At 60.4% G+C, this 20112-nt stretch carries 19 protein-coding genes; 7 read left to right on the plus strand and 12 right to left on the minus strand.

Annotated elements, in window-relative coordinates; genetic code table 11:
* The first annotated feature begins 124 nt into the window (after positions 1-124).
* A complete protein-coding gene (locus ACTNFK_RS07030) occupies positions 125-2170 on the plus strand; it encodes a BCCT family transporter (protein ID WP_433647201.1) in 2046 nt (681 codons plus the stop codon).
* 202 nt (positions 2171-2372) lie between these two features.
* Here ACTNFK_RS07030 and ACTNFK_RS07035 read toward each other — a convergent pair whose 3' ends face one another.
* Positions 2373-3476, minus strand: coding sequence for an integrase catalytic domain-containing protein (locus tag ACTNFK_RS07035; protein ID WP_435935748.1), 1104 nt, complete (start codon positions 3474-3476; stop codon positions 2373-2375).
* 578 nt (positions 3477-4054) lie between these two features.
* Between ACTNFK_RS07035 and ACTNFK_RS07040 the strand changes: the two genes are divergently transcribed.
* On the plus strand, positions 4055-4759 hold the full coding sequence (locus ACTNFK_RS07040) for a M23 family metallopeptidase (RefSeq protein WP_435935747.1): 705 nt from the start codon (positions 4055-4057) through the stop codon (positions 4757-4759).
* A 12-nt stretch (positions 4760-4771) separates the two neighbouring features.
* Here ACTNFK_RS07040 and trpD read toward each other — a convergent pair whose 3' ends face one another.
* A complete protein-coding gene (gene trpD, locus ACTNFK_RS07045; protein ID WP_435935746.1) occupies positions 4772-5839 on the minus strand; it encodes an anthranilate phosphoribosyltransferase in 1068 nt (355 codons plus the stop codon).
* Positions 5840-6045: 206 nt separating this feature from the next.
* Between trpD and ctaE the strand changes: the two genes are divergently transcribed.
* Genes ctaE through qcrB form a run of 4 tightly spaced genes read left to right on the plus strand, consistent with a single transcriptional unit; the run spans position 6046 to position 10241 of the window.
* Positions 6046-6660 (plus strand): aa3-type cytochrome oxidase subunit III, encoded by a 615-nt coding sequence (gene ctaE / locus ACTNFK_RS07050; RefSeq protein WP_433647433.1) that lies wholly within the window; start codon positions 6046-6048, stop codon positions 6658-6660.
* Positions 6661-6678: 18 nt separating this feature from the next.
* The gene (qcrC, locus tag ACTNFK_RS07055) at positions 6679-7479 is read left to right on the plus strand and encodes a cytochrome bc1 complex diheme cytochrome c subunit (RefSeq protein ID WP_433647435.1); all 801 of its coding nucleotides are present in this window, start codon (positions 6679-6681) and stop codon (positions 7477-7479) included.
* Positions 7480-7536: 57 nt separating this feature from the next.
* Positions 7537-8625, plus strand: coding sequence for a cytochrome bc1 complex Rieske iron-sulfur subunit (gene qcrA / locus ACTNFK_RS07060; RefSeq protein WP_433647436.1), 1089 nt, complete (start codon positions 7537-7539; stop codon positions 8623-8625).
* Positions 8622-10241, plus strand: a complete 1620-nt coding sequence (gene qcrB, locus ACTNFK_RS07065) for a cytochrome bc1 complex cytochrome b subunit (RefSeq protein WP_433647438.1) — start codon at positions 8622-8624, stop codon at positions 10239-10241. Before qcrA ends, qcrB begins: the two co-directional genes overlap by 4 nt.
* Positions 10242-10309: 68 nt before the next feature.
* Here the strand turns inward: qcrB and ACTNFK_RS07070 are convergent, their stop codons facing one another.
* The 6 genes from ACTNFK_RS07070 to erpA all read right to left on the minus strand — a co-directional run bounded on the left by ACTNFK_RS07070 (position 10310) and on the right by erpA (position 14872).
* Complete coding sequence (locus ACTNFK_RS07070) at positions 10310-10822, minus strand: TetR/AcrR family transcriptional regulator (protein WP_435935745.1); 513 nt, start codon at positions 10820-10822, stop codon at positions 10310-10312.
* Between the two features lie 53 nt (positions 10823-10875).
* Positions 10876-11319, minus strand: coding sequence for a GNAT family N-acetyltransferase (locus ACTNFK_RS07075; protein WP_435935744.1), 444 nt, complete (start codon positions 11317-11319; stop codon positions 10876-10878).
* Positions 11320-11354: 35 nt separating this feature from the next.
* Positions 11355-11777 (minus strand): aa3-type cytochrome oxidase subunit IV, encoded by a 423-nt coding sequence (gene ctaF, locus ACTNFK_RS07080; protein ID WP_435935743.1) that lies wholly within the window; start codon positions 11775-11777, stop codon positions 11355-11357.
* A 21-nt stretch (positions 11778-11798) separates the two neighbouring features.
* Complete coding sequence (gene ctaD, locus ACTNFK_RS07085; protein WP_435935742.1) at positions 11799-13445, minus strand: aa3-type cytochrome oxidase subunit I; 1647 nt, start codon at positions 13443-13445, stop codon at positions 11799-11801.
* 16 nt (positions 13446-13461) lie between these two features.
* On the minus strand, positions 13462-14310 hold the full coding sequence (gene ctaC / locus ACTNFK_RS07090; RefSeq protein ID WP_435935741.1) for an aa3-type cytochrome oxidase subunit II: 849 nt from the start codon (positions 14308-14310) through the stop codon (positions 13462-13464).
* Positions 14311-14515: 205 nt separating this feature from the next.
* Positions 14516-14872: an iron-sulfur cluster insertion protein ErpA gene (erpA, locus tag ACTNFK_RS07095; RefSeq protein ID WP_435935740.1), complete on the minus strand. Its 357-nt coding sequence runs from the start codon at positions 14870-14872 to the stop codon at positions 14516-14518.
* A gap of 135 nt (positions 14873-15007) precedes the next feature.
* Here erpA and ACTNFK_RS07100 point away from each other — a divergent pair, with 135 nt between their 5' ends.
* The gene (locus ACTNFK_RS07100; RefSeq protein ID WP_433647449.1) at positions 15008-15574 is read left to right on the plus strand and encodes a DUF3043 domain-containing protein; all 567 of its coding nucleotides are present in this window, start codon (positions 15008-15010) and stop codon (positions 15572-15574) included.
* 24 nt (positions 15575-15598) lie between these two features.
* On the opposite strand, the gene ACTNFK_RS07105 is transcribed toward ACTNFK_RS07100, so the two are convergent.
* The 4 genes from ACTNFK_RS07105 to ACTNFK_RS07120 are packed head-to-tail and all read right to left on the minus strand — an operon-like array spanning position 15599 to position 20059.
* Positions 15599-16639: a quinone-dependent dihydroorotate dehydrogenase gene (locus ACTNFK_RS07105; RefSeq protein WP_435935984.1), complete on the minus strand. Its 1041-nt coding sequence runs from the start codon at positions 16637-16639 to the stop codon at positions 15599-15601.
* A 13-nt stretch (positions 16640-16652) separates the two neighbouring features.
* A complete protein-coding gene (gene nrdR / locus ACTNFK_RS07110; protein WP_435935739.1) occupies positions 16653-17144 on the minus strand; it encodes a transcriptional regulator NrdR in 492 nt (163 codons plus the stop codon).
* A complete protein-coding gene (hisD, locus tag ACTNFK_RS07115; RefSeq protein WP_435935983.1) occupies positions 17144-18475 on the minus strand; it encodes a histidinol dehydrogenase in 1332 nt (443 codons plus the stop codon). Before hisD ends, nrdR begins: the two co-directional genes overlap by 1 nt.
* Positions 18476-18484: 9 nt before the next feature.
* Positions 18485-20059 (minus strand): class I SAM-dependent methyltransferase, encoded by a 1575-nt coding sequence (locus ACTNFK_RS07120; RefSeq protein ID WP_435935738.1) that lies wholly within the window; start codon positions 20057-20059, stop codon positions 18485-18487.
* Positions 20060-20112 lie beyond the last annotated feature (53 nt).

The following is a 20112-nucleotide window of genomic DNA, read 5'->3' on the forward strand; positions in this document are numbered from 1 at the left end:
TGAACGGGAACGTATTGCACGAAGACTTGGCTCTTGCTAGCTTCGGTGACCTACAGAGATACACGGCCGCCTGGCCAAAATGAGGAAAACTGTAACGCCCTCAACACAACAGATTAGGCGAGACATGCACGATCAAAACGACAAGTCAGAGCCAAAGAACGCAGGTGTTGCTCCCCCGGACCATACCTCGCCGGGTCGAAAACCCCGGCGAAATGCCCCAGATACGCTTGTACCGGTCATAGATCCACCACACCCGGGTTTGATCCCTGGGATCGGAGTTGAACACACCGGAGTTCGCTTCCCGACGAACTGGCCAGTTCTGGGAATCGCTGTGGCGCTGACTGTCGCTGTGCTTGTCTGGGCTTTCCTGGCCCCGGAACAAATCTCCGAAGTGGGATCCGCGTCTTTGTCCTGGGTGACAATCAACTTCGGTTGGCTGTTTGGGGCCCTCGCGATTGCCATCACGCTCTTCATGCTCGCCGTAGGTTTTGGCCGCACAGGGGGAATTCGACTCGGTTCCGATGATGAGGAGCCCGAGTATTCCACAATGTCGTGGATCTCTATGTTGTTCGCTGCCGGCCTCGGGATCGGACTGCTGTTTTACGGGCCTCTTGAGCCGCTCACTTATTTCCTCAACCCTCCCCCAGGGGTGCGCGCCGACCCGGGCAGCAGCGCCGCTGAATTGCCGGCAATGGCTCAGACGATGCTGCATTGGGGTCCAATCGCCTGGTCGTTCTATGCGCTAGTGGGTGGGGCCATCGCCTACAGCGCGTATCGTCGAGGCCGGGCACCTCTCATATCTGCCCTCTTCGAACCAGTCTTCCCCGGATCATCACATCGGATACTCGGCCGAATCATCGACATTTTTGCCATTATCGTCACGCTGTTCGGCACCGCGGTCTCACTCGGAATTGGTGCTCTGCAGATCGAAAGTGGATTCCTCAAGGTCACGGGGCTCCCCCCGATGGGCAAGATTTTCATTGTTGGCGCGATGGGAATCCTCACGGCACTCTTCATTGCGTCAGCTGTCTCCGGGATCAAGCGTGGTATTCGAGCACTTTCAAATACCAATATGGTCCTGACCGGTCTTTTGGGGCTGTTTGTCCTCATCGCGGGGCCCACTGTCTTCCTGCTCAACCTCGTGCCCGCGTCAATCGTTGATTTTGTCAATCAGCTTGGAACAATGCTGGCTCGAAACCCCAATCAAGGCGAGGAAGCTTCCGCGTTCATGGCTTCTTGGACCACCTACTACTGGGCCTGGTGGGTGTCGTGGACCCCGTTTGTGGGAATGTTCATCGCCAAGATTTCTCGTGGGCGAACCCTGCGGGAGTTTGTCCTGACTGTCGTGCTGGTTCCGTCAGCAATCGTGTTTTTGTGGTTCGTCATCTATGGCGGCACCGCGATGTATTTCACCATTCAGGGTGAGGATCTGCTCGGCGGTGGATCAGGTGAAGAGGTTCTCTTCAATCTCTTCCAATTGCTTCCTTTTGGTCTGCTGACCTCTATCGTTGCAATGATCGCCATCGTGGTGTTTTTCGTCACCGCTGCCGACTCAGCCTCAGTGGTTATGGCGTCAATGTCACAGGGTGGCAGACCTAAGCCCTCGACTTCAGTGACGATCCTATGGGGGCTTCTGTTGGGACTCATCGCCATTTCGCTCCTGCTAGCCGGCGGCCAAGACGCACTTTCGGGGCTGCAATCGCTCATGGTGGTGTCAGCTCTCCCTTTCGCTTTCGTTGTGATTGGGATCATGATTTCCTGGGCAAGGGATCTGCGAACCGATCCGTACATCATTCGCAGCAAATATGCGCGTGCAGCGATTGCACAGGGCGTTCGTCGGGGAATCGACGAATACGGGGACGACTTTGTATTCGAAGCGAGCGCAGTGCCTTCCGATGAGGGCGCCGGTGCCGGTTTCGATAGTGATGATCCCTCACTCGTAGATTGGTATGTGGATGCCACTACAGGACCCATCTCAACCGTTTCACCCAAGGACGTTGAACGAACGCTAGAACCAGGAAAGATTCAGCCCGCTGGACCCGAGAGGCCCGACCACACGGCCTCCGGCGACTCCTCGTTGACCGTTGGTGAAATTCATCGGCTTCGCCGCCAGGCACAAATTGTGCAGGAGGAGTCGACCGATCCACCGGGGCATTCGAGCAACCAATAATCGACCCGCTACTGTGCGGGGCGCCAACCAATGGGAGGCGCGCGAAAGAAGCTCGTTCAGAGCTATCTGTAGCACTGCAATGACCGCAGCTCCTTTGCCCGAGTTCGCTCCACGTAGACTTATCTCAACCGTAGTGCCTCATGTCAAGATGATCGCGTAGTTCATCTTGTGCCTCACATAGATTGATCGCGTAACCCCGCGTTCAAGCCGAGCGGAGTTTCACCCCGCCCGACTGTCGCCCGCGCCGTCGTCTCTTCGATTCTTCGACCTCGGCCGTCAGGACCTCGGTCTTCCACCCGGCTTTGGTCATGAGCATGCCCTGATACCTGACAATGTCACGGCTCAGCTCGACCGGGTTGAGCTTCGCATACGTCTTTTCTAGCTCTCGCGTTTGCTGCAGGGAAAGTATGCCGGACTCGAGTAACCGCTCATACGGGGTCCGGGGAGCGTCATACACTCGCCGCCTACGCCCTTGCCCATCAGCTTCCCACCCCACTGGTTTCTTCGTGGGCGTGAAGAAGTTCATCTTCAGCATCACGACATGCCAAAGCCGTTCGAGGACTTCTCGTTCGTCGGTGGTGTCGTAACGGTAGTAGAAGCCGTACTTACGGACGATGTGGTTGTTCTTTGATTCCACGACCGCTTGATCGTTCTTCTTGTATGGCCGAGACCTCGTGAAGAAGATCTTTCGGCCGCGGGCCCATTCAACGACTTTGTCGTTGATGAACTCGCTCCCGTTATCGCAGTCCAACCCGGCAATCGCGAACGGTAACGCAGCCTCGAGACGCTCGAGAGCTGTGATCATGTGCACGCGCGCGTTGTTCCGCAACACTTCCAGGTGCGTCCACCCGGTGTGCACGCAGGTCGCGGTGAGGGTCCTCGCGAACTCGCCTTTCAGTGTTGGGCCGCAATGCGCGACCGTGTCGCACTCCATGAATCCCGGCTCGTGTTCTGCCTCGTCGCCCGCTTTCCGGATCGTGATCGAGGTACGTAGCAGCGCGCCAGAGCGGGTGGCCGAGATCCCTTTCAGATCGAGTGCTCGCCGGTGCTCTTGCAGGTAGCTATCGATCGTCGCGGCGGACATGCGTAAGAGCTCGGCACGCACCTCGGGACTGTAGTCGTGCTTACCATTGCGGAGCTCACCATGGGCTTCGAGCTGGGGGATCCACGCGGGGATCATCTCGTGCATATATTTCCCGCACGGGTACATCATGACCTTCCACAGCCACACCAGCACCCGTTTCGATGCTGCAGAGTACGTCGTTGGGCGGTGACGGCGACGATCGAGCTGGGAGACATTCTTCACGCCCAAATGCGGTCTGGTGAGATAACGCCTGGCTGACACCCGAGACAGACCGGTGGTTGCGCAGAACTGATCCAGAATCTTCGATTTCTCGGACCTGCTCGCGGTCTTATAGGCCTGTTTGAGTTGTTTGGTGACTTCGATTCGTGTCGGCACTGACACCACACCCTTGTTCATACCGGTTCAGCGTAAGAGTATGCGATCAAAGTATGTGAGGCACGACTCGGGCTACGCGATCAATATACGTAAGGTACGCCGTCAACTGGCGGATGCAGTCGATCCGTTGTAATCTGACCGTTACATTCTGTGGGTTGGATTGTCCGTCGCACGTCATGTTGGGGGAAGGCCCGGAGCCACAGCTCGGGACTCGCGCTCGCGCTGTGCGCCCCCGTGGTCGCTGAGTAGAAGGGAGACGCATGCCGAGACATGCGGCTCCTTCGGAACCAGCTTTCCCGAGTCGACGTGAGCTTCGCGCAGCACTCCAAGCTTCGGCAGTCTCCACACACCCCACTCAGGGTGCAGTGTTATTGCCACCGCTTCTCCCCCAAGTTGATCTCGATGATCCACCCCCCTCGGGTGCGATGCCGAAGAAGCCAGCGATCCAGCCGCACCGACCCAAGAGACGCGTATTCGCGACCTCCGCCGCCGGCGCTGCGGTCGTTTCGCTGCTGCTCACTGTGTCGCTCCCCGGAATCCGTTTCGGCGAATCCGAGCAGGCTGCGGCAGCATTACAGGCCCAGCTGCTCAACACCGGAGGTACCGGGGACTCATCGGCGTCATTCGATGCCCTGAACTCAGTCAGTGTCGAGGCAGGCGACAGTAGCGGCTCCTTCGTAAACTACGTCGATGCGAGGGTGCAGTTCCCCTTTGCCCATTCCGTTCCCCTGACCGATCCGTTTGGTGAACGCCACTGGCCCGTCGCCGGATTCCACGACGCTCAAGATTTCGCGGCTCCTGACGGCACCACCATTCAGTCGATCGCCGACGGGGTGGTAGTCGAGGCAGGCTACGCGAACGATGGCTGCGGGTTCGGACTCAAAGTCGAGCACGAGATCGAAGGCCTCGACATCACCGCCCGGTATTGCCACATGCAGGCGGGCTCACACGACCATCAGATTGGCGACACGGTGCGAGTCGGAGATCCCGTCGGACGGGTCGGTAATACCGGGTTGTCGTTTGGCTCCCACCTGCACTTCGCACTGACGGTCAACAAAGAGGCGATCGATCCCATGCCATTTCTGCTGAAATACAACAGACTCACGCGTGAGACATCAGAGAAGATGTGACGGCTTCTGGCTTCAGCGAGCGGATCCCAGCTCGCTGGTGACCGCAGCCCACTGATCAAGCTTGGAGAGTGCCGCACCGCTATCAAGCGCTGCACCTGCTCTTTCCAGGCCAAGGCTGAGCCTCTCAAGGAACGGCAGGTCGGCGCTGGCAGGCTTGTGCGCCAAATCAAATGCCACGAGTCCAGCGGCGGCATTGAGTAAGACGATATCGCGAACCGGCCCTGACTCCCCCTCGAAGACACGACGCACCACGGCAGCGTTGTGTTCGGGCGTCCCGCCGACCAGGTCGCTCATTTGCGAGCGAGCGATACCGAGATCACGGGGATCGAGATCATGCTCGGTGAGCGCCCCGCGACTCACCTCCCACACGTGAGAGTGTCCGGTCGTCGTGAGTTCGTCGAGACCGTCGTCGCCGCGAAACACGAGTGCAGAGGCACCACGGAAGCGGAAGAGGTCAGCGAATAGGGGCGCACGCGCATGATCGGCGACGCCCGCAGCGGTCGCTTCTGGGCGCACCGGATTGCACAGGGGGCCGAGGTAATTGAACACGGTCTGGATCCCAAGCTCTGCTCGGACAGGTGCCACGTGCCGAAACCCCGGAAGGAACTTGGCCGCGTGCACGAATGCGATGCCCACACGATCAAACGCTTCAGCCAGCTGGTCGGGTTCAAGTGAGAAATCGATGCCGAGAGCCGTCAGCACGTCCGAAGACCCGGACAGGCTACTTGCGGCCTTGTTCCCATGCTTGACCACGGGCACCCCACTCGCCGCGCAGACGATCGATGCCATCGTAGAAATGTTGACGGTTCCGAACCGGTCACCCCCGGTGCCGACGATGTCGAGAGACATACTGGGCAGGGGAACCTCACGAGCTTCAGCGAGAATAGCGTCTCGGAAGCCGACAATTTCGTCGACCGTCACACCTTTTTTCTGCAGGGCAACGAGGAAGCCGCCCATTTGAGCTGCGGTTGCGCGTCCGGTCATAATTTCTGCCATTGCCCAGTCCGCTTGAGACACGCTGAGGTCGCGCTCCTCGAGCATGCTGGTGAGGATCGAGGGCCAGGTACGTTCGTCCATCATGACAAGGAGTCTATCGAGGCTCAGTAACACGCAGCGGGCCCTTCCTTCCGCGCCGAATCAACTGTGGCATGGTCAATCGACGGTCACACCGGGAGCGGGGACACGGTAGGCTGAGACGAGAAGTCGCGGAAAGTTCGGCACGCCGTGTGAATGTGAAATATGCACACCAAACTTTCAGCCATAATGGAGGGGTGACGACAACCACTATGAATACGAAGTTATCCGTGCCAACGGTGCAACGCCCCAATACTGTCGCCGTCGGCACCATCGTGTGGCTGGGCAGCGAGGTTATGTTCTTCGCGGGTCTGTTCGCAATCTACTTCACTCTTCGGGCCATGAACCCTGAATTGTGGGCAGAGCAGACGGCAAAGCACAACTTCACCTTCGCCCTGATCAACACGTTGATCCTGGTGGCATCATCCTTCACCTGCCAGGCAGGTGTGTTTGCAGCCGAGCGCATGCAGCCTCGCGCCACCGGATCGAGCCCCTCAAAGTGGGGTGCCGTGGAGTGGTTCTACCTCACCTTCTTCCTGGGCGCCATCTTCGTCGCGGGGCAGGCGTGGGAGTACGCGACCTTTATCTCTGAGGGCATTACGTTGGGATCTGATCCCTACGGCTCTGCTTTCTACCTCACTACCGGTTTCCACGGTATTCACGTGTCTTTGGGTCTTATCGCCTTCTTGTTGGTCATTGGCCGCATTTACGCGGTGAAGAACTTCACCCACAAGGAAGAGACCACCGCTGTCGTCGTGTCGTACTACTGGCACTTCGTCGACATCGTGTGGATTGGGCTCTTCATCGTCATCTACATGGTCAAATAGGTCAGGAGAAACGACATCATGGCTCGCGCCAAGAAGAACGTCAGCAAGTCAGGTCGTCGGCACCCTCTCGCCACCGTCGCATTGGTGGCAGTCGGGCTCCTCGTGACAGGGGTTGCCTACACCGGGTTTAGCCAGACCACAGCAACCGCAGAAGTGGATCTCTCCTCACCCGCAACTATTGAAGCTGGCGAGAAGTTGTTCGCTGCCAACTGCGCAACATGCCACGGCATGGAAGCAGAAGGCACCGTCGACGGCCCGTCGCTCATCGGATCTGGTGCCGCTTCCGTGCATTTCCAGGTCGGCACCGGTCGTATGCCTCTTGCCTTCCAGGGCCCTCAGGGCATGGTTAAGCCCGTTCAGTTCACTGACGAGCAGACTTTGCAGATGGCAGCGTTCGTCGCGTCCTTGGCCCCAGGCCCCGGCCTTCCCGATTCCCAGTACCTGCAGGGCGATGGCGATGTGGCAAACGGTGCAACTCTGTTCCGTATTAACTGCGCAATGTGCCACAACGTGGCTGCCGCCGGTGGTGCGCTCACGGAGGGCAAGTTCGCACCCAGCCTGATCGGTGTGGGCGCAGATCACGTGTACGAGGCAATGGTGACCGGCCCGCAGAACATGCCGGTCTTCAGCGATGCCAACATCACACCGCAGGAAAAGGCTGACATCATCAGCTACCTGAAGTACATCGAGGAAAAGCCCGCTGTCGGCGGCCTCACCCTCGGATCTATCGGGCCGGTCGCAGAGGGCCTCTTCATCTGGATCATCGGACTCGGAATTATCGTCGCGTTCACCGTGTGGGTCACTGCGAAGTCGAACTAGAACGTTCGATCCAGCACAATCAAAACCCTCGTGAATAGTCAGGAACCAAGGAGCAACATGGCAGAGGCAGCGAAGTACAACGGTAGCGAAGGCGCCGTTGTCCCCGCCGAGGGCCACGGTGCGGTCGCACCAGCTGCAGGAACAGCAGTCATCGCGACCGACGCCGTCCAAAACCCGGGCCTTCCCCCGCACCGGAAGCGCGTCACCGACCTAGATCCAAAGGTTGAGAAGCGTGCGGAGCGCACGGTCTACACCCTTTTCTACGTCTCGATCGCCGGAAGCTTGGGCGCGGTTCTCGCGTACATGTTCTTCCCGATCGAGTCGGGAGATTTGTGGGACATTCGCCTGCACACGATGTTCGTGGGCGTTGGCATGACGTTGTCGCTGCTTGCCGTCGGCATCGGCGCGGTTCACTGGGGCAAAGCAATCATGGCGGATCACGAGTCCATTGATGAGCGCCACCCGGTACCGAGCGACTCGGCTACTCGTGCGGAGGCAGTGGAGGTCTTCACACTCGCCAATGAGGAGTCGGGATTCTCTCGTCGATCACTGGTGCGCAACAGCCTCATCGGCGCACTGATCGCGTTCCCGCTTCCGGGTATTACTTTGTTGCGCGGACTTGCGCCGCAGGACCAGGATCCGGTCACGCTCCTGAAGCACACAATGTGGGAAGAGGGCATTCGCCTCGCCCGTGACACAGGAGGCCACGGAGTCGGTGGCGCGATTCGCGCAGCCGATGTCACCATTGGTTCCGTATTTCACGTTGTGCCTGAGAACCTGAGTCAAGCGACGAACCTCCTTGATGAGAAAGCAAAGGCTGTGGTGTTGCTGATGCGTCTTGAGCCCGAAAAGCTCAAGGAGCGCGACGAGCGCAAGGGCTGGTCCTATGACGGCATTGTTGCGTACTCAAAGGTGTGCACCCACGTGGGCTGCCCGGTGGCGCTCTATGAGCAGCACACACACCATCTGCTTTGCCCCTGCCACCAGTCACAGTTCGACGTGACTGACGAGGCGAAGGTCATTTTTGGCCCGGCAAAGCGTCCCCTGCCGCAGCTGCCCATCACGGTGGATGACGAGGGATACCTGGTCGCGCAGAGCGACTTCCAAGAACCTGTCGGCCCGAGCTTCTGGGAGCGTCTCAAGTGAGCACCACAGTCACCCCACCACCGACCCAGAATCAGAGTGGATCCAGCCGCTTCACCTCTGCCGCGGCGAACTACATTGACGAGCGCACCAAGATCGGTGTTGCAGTCAAGGAGTTCGGACGCAAGGTCTTCCCGGACCACTGGTCGTTTCTGCTCGGTGAGGTCGCACTCTACAGCTTCGTCGTCATCCTGCTCTCGGGCACATTCCTGACGCTGTTCTTCCAGGCGTCAATGGCTGAGGTCTTCTACACAGGACCTTACGTGCCCATGAAGGGCGTCGAGATGTCGGTCGCTATGGCCTCGACACTTGATATCTCCTTCTCTGTTCGCGGTGGTCTCCTGATGCGTCATGTGCATCACTGGGCGGCTCTGCTGTTTGTCGCGTCCATCGGTCTGCATATGCTGCGTATCTTCTTCACTGGTGCGTTCCGCAAGCCGCGCGAGCTCAACTGGGTCATCGGTTTCGTACTGTTCGTTCTCGCAATGGCCGAGGGCTTCACCGGCTACTCGCTTCCCGATGATGTGCTTTCGGGCAACGGTCTGCGGATTATCGACGGAATCATCAAGGCCGTTCCCGTAGTGGGCACCTGGATGTCGTTCCTCTTCTTCGGTGGCGAGTTCCCCGGAACCGATATCGTTGGCAGACTGTACATGCTTCACATCATGCTGTTGCCCGCAATGGTGATTCTCTTCGTCGCACTTCACCTCGCGTTCGTCGTGATTCACAAGCACACGCAGTACCCCGGCCCCGGCAAGACGCAGCAGAACGTAGTCGGCTTCCCCGTGTTGCCCGTCTACGCCGCAAAGGCTGGCGGATTCTTCTTCATCGTCTTCGGTGTCATCATGTTGATCGCCTCCTTCGTTGGGATCAACCCGATCTGGAACTACGGTCCATACGACCCCTCCCCCGTCTCCGCGGGAACTCAGCCTGACTGGTACATCGGTTTCGCCGACGGCATGCTGCGACTGATCCCGCCGGGCTGGGAGACCGAATGGTTCGGGTACACCTGGTCCTGGAACATGCTAGTTCCCATCATTGTGATGGTCGGCTTCCTGATCGTGGTTGCAATCTATCCCTTCATTGAAGCTTGGGTCACGGGCGACAAGCGCGAACACCACATTCTCGATCGCCCACGTAACGCTCCCACCCGTACCGCGATCGGCGCGGCCGGAGTGACCTTCTACGCCGTCATGTGGGCGGGCGCGAGCTCGGACATCATGGCGACCCACTTCCAGTTGGCGATGGAAGGCGTGATCCACACACTGCAGGCACTCCTCTTCCTGGCACCGATCATTGCCTACCAGATCGCCAAGCGGACCTGTCTGGCGCTGCAGAAGAAGGATCGCTCGATCGCTCTGCACGGCTACGAGTCTGGCCGGATCGTGCGGATGCCTGGCGGCGAGTTCATTGAGGTTCACAAGCCGGTCACCGACTACGAACGCTGGGAGCTTGTGAGCTACCACGATTACGAGCCGATGATGTTGCGTCCAAACGACGACGGACGCATCCCGTTTGGCAAGCGTCTGCGTGCCGGCATGAGCCGCTGGTTCTTCGAGAACCGCATCGTGCCTCCCACGCAGAAGGAACTAGATCAGGGCCACCACGAAGGCCACTAGGCCCGAGCAATAGAGAACCCCGGCGAGTATCAATCTCGCCGGGGTTCTCTGCATCCTTGCAGTGCGATTTATCCGAAAGACTGCTCTGCCACTTCCATCAGGTAGTGAGCTCCACCGAGGAGCGACTCTGCGAACTGCTCCGGGCCCAGGAGCTGTTGTGTGAGGGTAACCAAAGAACGCGATGCGTGACCGATTTCAGGATCGGACATGGAGGCGAGAGCCTGCAGGAGAAAGCTTCCGCAGATCTCGGCACCAGGGAGATCTGCTCTGTGAGAAACGGATTTGCTGTGCAAAGCAGTCACAGTTGACTGCACCCGAACACCTGACGCAGGGCACAAGTCCGAGCCCTCTGCACTCATGAACTGTACGGATTCTCGGACGCGCTCAGCGGCGGCGACATAGAGCTCACGCTTGCTCTGGAAGCTCGCGTACACATGCGGCTGCGGCACGCCGGCACGTGTACCAATCGTGGCGGTTGAACTACCCCGGTAGCCGTGAATCGCAAAGTCGATCGTCGCCGCGGCAATAAGCCGTTCACGGTTCTCCCCCGGGCGACGCCTCGTGCGTCGTACAGCGGGCATCGGGAATTCCTCCGGCGCTGGGGCTGCGGGGTGTGAATCCAATGGCGGCCTGGTTAGCTGAGATCGAGAAGCTTGCGATAGTGCTGGCCCATCGCTTCGAACCCGCGGTGGTTGTAGAAGGAGCCGATTCGCGCCGTCGAGGCCGAGAGTTGACGGACCCCTCTCCCCATGCAGTAGTGCTCGTTCGCCTCCATGAGCCGGTCTCCCGTGCCGTGACCTCGGGCAGACTCATCCACAACGATCTCCTGCAGGTGGGCGGTCAGGCCGGGTGCGTGCAGAAGGCGAGAGACGGTCATCAAGGAGTAGCCAACAACCCGTTCGTCCTCCTCTGCGACAAACAGTACGTTGGTCTCCTGATCGCGCTGACGCAGCACGTTATCAAGGGCTACGCTGAACTCGTCGCGGCCAATAGCCTCGCGACCTGTCTGGTACTGACGCGCAAGGCCGAAGAGCGCTGATGCGTCTTCGGCCTTGCCCCGTCGAATTGAAATGCTCACCACCCCAGCCTACCGGGTGTGGAGCTGACTAACCTCTACCGAGCGAAGTATCCGCGGTAGTACTCGTAGACCCACCCGACCACGCCCACAAGCACGAGGGGCAAGCCCAAGAACGTCAACCAGAAGTTAAACCCAATGCACAAACCGAGAACAACCACGGCGATAGCGAATGCGAGGAACATCGGCCACCAGCTCCAGGGGCTGAATTCGCCCATCTCAGGATCGCCGTCATCGATGTCGCTGTCTAGCTGATCCTCGACGAGCACGCCTCCCTGCTTCTTCTGAACGAGGGCTAGATATACGGCGATGAAGCCGGTGAGAGCACCGGAAAGCAGAATCGCGAGAGAACCCGCCCACTCCAGACGACCGTGCTCAATCAGGTTCCATACCGTGTACACGGATGCGACGATGACGAAGTACGCCGTCAGGATGCTGAATACTACGACATTTGACTTCATGGTCTCAAATACCTTTCAGCGTTACTTCTGCGGGGCGAGCTTGTGCTGCTCGCTCTCCTGGCCTGGCTGCGTGACACCGGTGACCTCGGGGTGGTTGAGGTCGAACGCGGGCGACTCCGAGCGAATCCGAGGGATCGAGGTGAAGTTGTGACGCGGAGGCGGGCAGGACGTGGCCCACTCGAGCGAGCGGCCGAAGCCCCACGGATCGTTGACGGTGACCTTCGGTGCACGACGCGCGGTCAGGTACACATTGAGCAGGAACGGGATCATCGATACACCCAGAATCATCGCTCCCACGGTGGAGAGCTGGTTCATCCAAGTCACGCCATCTTCTGGAAGGTAGGTGTAGTACCGCCGAGGCATGGCCATGACACCCAGCCAGTGCTGCACCAGGAAGGTCATGTGGAAGCCGATGAAGAGAATCCAGAAGTGGATCTTGCCCAGTCGTTCGTCGAGCATCTTGCCCGTCCACTTGGGCCACCAGAAGTAGAACCCAGCGAACATCGCGAAGACGACGGTTCCGAAGATCACGTAGTGGAAGTGTGCGACCACGAAGTAGGTGTCCGAGAGGTGGAAGTCAAGGGCTGGTGAGGCCAAGATCACACCGGTCAGGCCACCGAACACGAAGGACACGAGGAATCCCAGCGACCAAAGCATTGGGGTTTCAAAAGTGATCGAGCCTCGCCACATGGTGCCGAGCCAGTTGAAGATCTTCACACCCGTTGGAACCGCAATCAACATGGTCATGAGTGCGAAGAACGGCAGCAGGACTGAGCCAGTGACGTACATGTGGTGCGCCCACACGGTCATGGACAGCGCGGCAATTGCGATCGTCGCGTAGACCAGTGTCTTGTACCCGAAGATGGGCTTCCTGCTAAATACCGGGAAGATCTCGGAGACGATACCGAAGAACGGAAGCGCGATGATATAGACCTCGGGGTGGCCAAAGAACCAGAACAGGTGCTGCCACAGAATGGCCCCGCCCTCACCGTTAAAGATGTGCGCCCCGAATATGCGGTCTGCCGCGAGTGCGAAGAATGCCGCAGCGAGAACCGGGAACACGAGGATGACCAAGATCGAGGTAATCATGGTGTTCCAGGTAAAGATCGACATGCGCCACATCGTCATTCCAGGAGCGCGCATCGTGACGATCGTGGTGATGAAGTTCACGCCACCCATGATCGTGCCGAAACCACCAATACCGAGGCCCAGGATCCACAGGTTTCCACCCACACCCGGCGAGAACGTCACGTCAGAGAGCGGAGCGTATGCGAACCAGCCAAAGGATGCCGCACCCTGCGGGGTGAGGAACCCACCCACCGCCATGAGGGAGCCGAAGGTGTAGAGCCAAAACGCGAAGGCGTTGAGACGCGGGAACGCGACGTCTGGAGCGCCAATCTGGAGCGGCATCAAGACGTTCGCAAAGCCGGCAAAGAGCGGCGTCGCGAACATCAGAAGCATGATGGTTCCGTGCATGGTGAAGAGCTGGTTGTACTGCTCTTTTGTGGCGACGACCTCGAGACCGGGCGCGAACAACTGCGCACGGATGATCAGTGCCATCAACCCGCCAACGAGGAACCAAACGAACGAGCTGATCAGGTACATGTACCCGACAACTTTGTGGTCCGTGGAGGTGATCCACGAAACGATAACGTTGCCCTTCTTCATTTTCGCCTATTCCTCGCTACTCGTTCTCGGCCTTGGCTTCATCACCGAAGAAGAACTCCTGGTTCGGGTTGAATTCTGTGCCAACCTGACCCTCGTTACCCTGCTCCCGCAGCGATGCCACATACGCGTCGTATTCGGCCTGCTCGATAACCTTTACCTCGAACAACATCATCGAATGGTATTCGCCGCAGAGTTCTGCGCACTTGCCCATGAATGTGCCGGTCTTAGTTGGGGTGAAAGTGATGTAATTTGTCTGGCCCGGGATCATATCCTTCTTCTGAAGGAACTCCACGATCCAGAAGGAGTGGATGACATCGCGGGTCTCGAGTTGCACCTCGGTCGACTCGTTGACCGGCAAGTACAGCACGGGCATGGTCTCGGGGATCGCGGATCCGTTGTCGTCGGTCTGCACCTGAACGCCCTGGAAAAACACATCATCGGTGACGTAGTTGAAATCCCACGCCCAGCGCTTGCCAATGACCTGCACAACGTTGTCGGGGTTCTCATCACGTGCCTCGATCTTGGACTGCTCTTGCGCAGTGAATGCGAAGAATCCGAGCACCAAGATGACGGGCACCACAGTGAAGAGTGTCTCGATCGGCATGTTGTACCGAAGCTGTACTGGCAGACCCGTCTGCCCCTTGCGGCGACGATACGCAATGGTGGCCCAAAGAATGAGCGACCAGGTGAGCACGCCCACTGCAAGGAGCACGATCCACGAGTTCACCCAGAGGCTCGTGATGCCGGGCGTGTGGTTGGTCGCGTCGGTGGACCCCTCAGGCAAGAACCCGCGCAACTGCGCCGGAGTGCATCCGGCCAGTGCAAGTGCAGCGGTCACTGCGACCGGGGCCGCTACCCATTTCATTCGACGATTGGAACGCACCGCATACCTTTCGAAACTTTGTTGTTATGACCCGCCTGGCGGGCCCAACTATTGACTCCTTGCAAGCTTAGCGCGAACCTTGAGGTTTACTGAACACACGCCGCGGCTTGGTCGCGATTTAGACGAAAAAGGCCACCGTGATGCCGATGTGCAGCATCACGGTGGCTCACGTTCCCGCTAGTTCGATCTAGCTGAAGCTATCTCCGCACGCACAACTGCCCTGAGCGTTCGGGTTGTCAATCGTGAAGCCCTGCTTCTGAATGGTGTCTTCGAAATCGATAGTGGCCCCACTCAGGTAGGGCACACTCATCTGGTCAACGACGACCGAAACCCCGCCAAAATCGACGACAGCGTCATTCTCAAGCACTCGCTCATCAAAAAACAACTGGTAGATCAGTCCTGAGCAGCCCCCCGGTTGCACGGCGATCCGGAGGCGTAGGTCGTCACGACCTTCCTGGGCAAGCAGGCTGCCGACCTTCTCTTTTGCTGTGTCGGTGAGACCCACCTGGTGGGCCGGTGCAGTGTCGGTCGCGGTTGTGCTCATGACGTCTCCTCGGTTGCTCTTGGGCCCAGTCTACGCGCCCTCTCATACGTCAACGCTGTGTCCGGGTAGTCTTATTCCCTGTGTGGATCGGTGCCTCCGGCATCTGAGGCAACGCAGGGCAACGAGAGGAATGGCGTGGCGAAGGAAGACACCTCGGCAGCGAGCAGCGACGAGCAAGCGGAAGCGCAACTCGGCAAGGGTAGGCCAACCCCCTCACGCAAAGAGGCACAAGCAGCAAGGGCGCAGCCACTCGTGGGGGGTCGAGACAAGACCGCTATGAAGGCGCAGAAGCAGAAGCAAATGGAGGCCCGCGAACGAGCGCGGCAAGGCATGATGCAGGGCGATGAACGATACCTGTCGATTCGCGACAAGGGCCCGCAGCGCAGATTCGTGCGTGACTATGTTGACGCTCGATTCAGCGTCGGCGAGTTCCTCATCCCACTGATGCTGGTTGTGCTCGTGATGACGTTTCTGCCGGGGATCTTCCAGGTCATCAGCTTGGCGGTTATCTGGGGCTACGTGCTGATCGCCGTGCTCGATGCAGTTTTCTTAGGCCTCCTCCTGAACCGCAAGCTTGAAGCGAAGTTCGGTGTTGGAAACGTGCAGAAGGGCTTCCGCTGGTACGCGGCGATGCGTGCCTTCCAGTTCCGCCCACTGCGCATTCCCAAGCCGCAGGTGAAGCGCGGGGACTACCCAAAATAGAGTCATTCAGCCGCGGCTGGCGATTCAGGGAGAGACTTCCTGTCGCCAGCCGACGGCCGCGAGGCCATGGTTGATCTCTCGGGCCCAGAGTGGCCCCTCGTAGATGAACGCCGTGTAGCCCTGAACCAGGGTTGCTCCAGCGTCAAGTCGTGCCAATACGTCTCCCGCGGTCGTCACTCCCCCGACTGAAATCACACAGAATTCGGGGGGTACCACCTCGCGAATGCGGGTCAGTACCTCCAGCGATCGCGCGGCCAAGGGGTGGCCAGAGAGCCCCCCGGCACCGATCGCCTCGACCTCGTGAGCCGGAGCGTGAAGCCCCGAGCGAGACACGGTCGTATTGGTCGCAATGATCCCGTCAAGATCAAGCTTGACCGCGAGCCTCGCAATCCCTTCGAGTTGTTCGTCGTCCATGTCTGGCGCGATCTTCACCAGGAGCGGCGTATCACCGGCGGCCTGCTTCACGTTGGCGAGAAGCGGCTCGAGAGCCGAAAGCTCTTGCAAACCACGCAGCCCCGGGGTGTTCGGTGAGCTGACGTTGACCGCCAGATAGTCGGCAATGGGAGCCAGCCGCTGGGCGCTCCAGACGTAGTCGGCGGTAGCGTGTTCCACCTCGGTGATGCGACTCTTGCCGATGTTCACCCCGATGACCGGGCGGTGAGAGTTGAGCCGCGCACGTTCAATCCGGGGCACAGCGGCCGCGGATCCACCGTTATTGAATCCCATCCGGTTGATCAAAGCTCGATCGTCAATCAGGCGGAACGAGCGAGGCTTCGGGTTGCCCGGTTGCGCGTGTCGCGTGAGCGTGCCCACCTCCACGTGACCGAATCCGAGCGCGCCGAGGCCCAGGATCGCGGTCGCATTCTTATCGAAACCAGCCGCGAGGCCGAAGGGGCTCGGAAACTCCAACCCGAGCGTCCGCACCCGAAGCGAGGGCTCCGGCGCGCACGCGCGGCGGAGCACGGCACCCGCGTACGGTGCCGCCTGAATCGCGCGGAAGGCGAGGTTGTGCGCAGTCTCGGGATCGAGGTGACGCAGCACGGAATTGAAGAGCGTGGGGTACATGCGCATGTCTGGGCTAGTCCTTCTCGTCGGCCGAGGCTTCATCGGCACCCGTCTTCGTGTGCGACTGGTCACGCAGCTCTGCGATGGCTGCGTCGAAGTCCTCGAGTGATTCGAACGCCTGGTAGACGCTCGCAAACCTCAGAAACGCGACCTCGTCGAGCACTCGGAGGTGCGGGAGCACCGCGAGACCGATGTCATTCGCGTCAAGCTGCGCCTGACCGGTCTGCCGCAAGGACTCCTCCACTTGCTGAGCGAGCATGGCCAGATCACTCTCAGTGACCGGCCTGCCCTGGCAGGCCTTCCGCACCCCACTCACCACTTTTTCGCGACTAAAGGGCTCGACCACGCCCGACCGCTTGATCACCGTGAGGCTCGCGGTCTCTGTGGTCGAGAAGCGGCGCCCGCATTCGGGGCATTGCCGACGACGGCGGATCGACAGTCCATCGTCGCTCGTACGCGAATCGATAACCCGACTGTCCGGGTGCCTGCAGAATGGACAGTGCATTACTCGCTACCCACTTGTGTCTCGGCCACGCTCTCGAACCGTGCGGAGACGGCTTCGCCGTGCGCCGGCAGCCCCTCGGTCTGTGCAAGCGCCAGCAGCGGCGCGTGTACCGAAGAGAGTGCAGACCGATCGTAACTGATGATCTGTTGGGGCCTTAAAAAGGTGTGCGCCCCGAGACCCGCTGCGAAACGGGCCGTGCCCCCCGTGGGCAACACGTGATTCGATCCGGCGAGGTAGTCACCGAGGCTCACCGGGGTGAAGCCACCCACGAACACCGCACCCGCGTCGTCAATGAGTGCGAGCACGCCCTCGTCGTCGCACGTCTGAATCTCGAGGTGCTCAGGCCCGTAGGCGTTACTCACCCGCGCGGCGACGGTGAGGTCGTCGACCAGGATGATGGCCGATTGCGGCCCGGAGAGAGCCTCGCGTACACGTTCGGCATGGCGCGTGTGAGGCGCGCGGGCGATGATCTCGGCGCGGACGCGCTCCGCGAGATCTAGTGAATCGGTCACCAGAACGGAGGCGGCGGACTCGTCGTGCTCGGCCTGGCTGATCAGGTCAGCGGCGACAAACGCTGGATTTGCGGTGTCGTCAGCGATCACGAGGATCTCGGTGGTGCCGGCCTCGGAATCAATACCAACGAGCCCCGCGACGGCGCGCTTTGCCGCTGCCACAAAGACGTTGCCGGGTCCGGTCACCACGTCGACCGGGTCGAGGCCAAGGCTCGGAACCCCGTGCGCAAACGCAGCAATTGCTCCGGCTCCGCCGATGGCGTACACCTCGCTCACCCCGGCGAGCGCGGCGGCCCACAGCACAGCCTCGTGCGGCGCTCCCCCATTGTCCGGCTGCGCGGGAGAGGCGAGCGCGAGGCTTTCCACACCCGCGGCTTGCGCGGCGATGGCGTTCATGAGCACCGACGACGGGTACGCGGCCTTCCCTCCTGGCGCATACAGACCCACTCGAGTGACCGGTTGCCAGCGCTGCCGAATCGTGGCTCCATCGGCAAGCCGGGTCATCTGCTCAAGGGGAACCTGGGCCGCCGACGCGCGCCGCAGGCGAGTGATCAAGAGCTCAAGGGCCGCACGCACCTCCGGCGGGCACGTCTCGAGGGAACTCGCGACCCGTTGCTCGGGCACCCGGAGCCCATGGCCCTCGACTCGATCAAAATCACGCGCCTGCTCGCGCAGTGCTTCCTCGCCGCGATCGCGAACGGCATCGACCAGGGGCCGCACGCGATCAACGGCAGCTGTCGTATCAACCGCGGCACGGGGAACCAACCGTAGAAGTTCAGCCCGGGATAGCTCGTGCCCACGCAGATCAATCGTTCGCATCATAGGGCCTCAGTCTACCGCTCGTGGTGCGGTGCCCAGACCGAGCATCCCCATCCACACGAGCTCGCGCACCCCCGCGACGAGTGCCTCCGCAGCAGCCCCAGCGTCGACCTCCAGCAGGGTGGCCAGCGCGTCTGCGATTTGCCCCAGGGACAACTCGCCATCACACGCCCCGACTGCGGCCGCAAGCAGCGGATCGGCGGTCACCCGGCGGGATATGCCTGCTGAACCCTCCAAAGCGATCGCGTAGGGAGCCTCCTCGCCCGGCACATGCTGGCGGTGTTCAACGACTCCGGGAGAACGTACCCACCGCTCGGCAAGCACTTCGGCATCACTGAGGTGAACGGCGGTCAAGGCCATATCGAACGTCGCGGCGAGGTGTTCGCCCGCAGCCTCGGAGAAAGCGCCCGCCGCACGTTCGACGTGCACGAGCGGGGCTGCAGGAGACGGCAGAGAGGAATCGTCGCCGGCCGAAATCTTCCTCAGCCTGATCGAACCGAGTCCGAGCGCAACCACTCGTCGCTCCGAGAAGTCGTCGAGCCACGACGTCATCATTCGTTCGAACTCCGGGTCGCCCGGCCTGACTCCGCCGTCTCTGGCCCACGTTTCTGCGTAGCGCACGGGAGAGATCCGGTCGCGCTCAATCACCCAGCCAGCGATGCGCGAGCCAGACCCCAGTGCACGGTCGGCCTCGGAGATCCACTCGGTCACCCGATTCAAGCCATCCTGACCCCAGGGGCTCTCCCAGTTCGCGAGGCACAGGAGCGTGCCCCCGTGACACAGATGCTCGGGTGCCCGGCGCACAACCCGTTCCGCAAGTTCGTCGCCGACGAGCCCGGCATCTCGATACTCGTAGCGCTGCGCATCCGACTCGCGCGGGGTCACGACAAATGGCGGATTCGAAAGGATGAGATCGAATTCTTCACCCGCGACCGGTGCGAACAAATCACCCTGCCGAAACTCGATGCCCGTCACCCCGTTGAGCCGCGCATTGGCGCGCGCAAACCTGAGTGCCCGCGCCGAGATGTCTGTCGCCACTACCGGGCCGCGAAGCGCGAGATGCAACGCGACAACACCGCACCCCGTGCCTATTTCGAGGGATCTGCGAACATCTGCGGGGGGTGCCTGCGCAATGAGGGTGCGCGTCGCGCCCCCCACACCCATGACGTGATCGGGCCTCGCGGAACCCAGGCGGAGCGCATCGTCCAGGTCTGAGAGGATCCACCAATGACTTGGAACGGGGACGCGCGGATCAGCAATCTCGACAGGGTTGAGCGAAATCGCCGCACGCAGGCCCCCCGAAACGAACGTCACCAGGCCCAGTGTGTGGGCGCCGGTGATCCCGAGACGCGGAAGCGCTGTTGCGAGCGAGTCCTCCTCGACGATGTCGCCGAGGAGGAAGAGGCAGGTCAGCGTGGCAAGTGGATCCGCGCTGCGTTCGGCCAATGATCTCCGTGCGGGGGCGAACACCCCCCGCACGCGGGCCGCATCCGATTCCTCACCGATGAGCTCTCTAATTGCACTGAGTCTGTATCCTGCAGCAGTGAGATCTTCTCGGAGCCGGTCAATGCATTCTGAATCCACTCACCCAGCGTACTGAGTGCGCGACGGTGAATCGCTGACCATCCGGCACCGGT

This window comes from Leucobacter fengyongliangi (genome assembly GCF_052386045.1).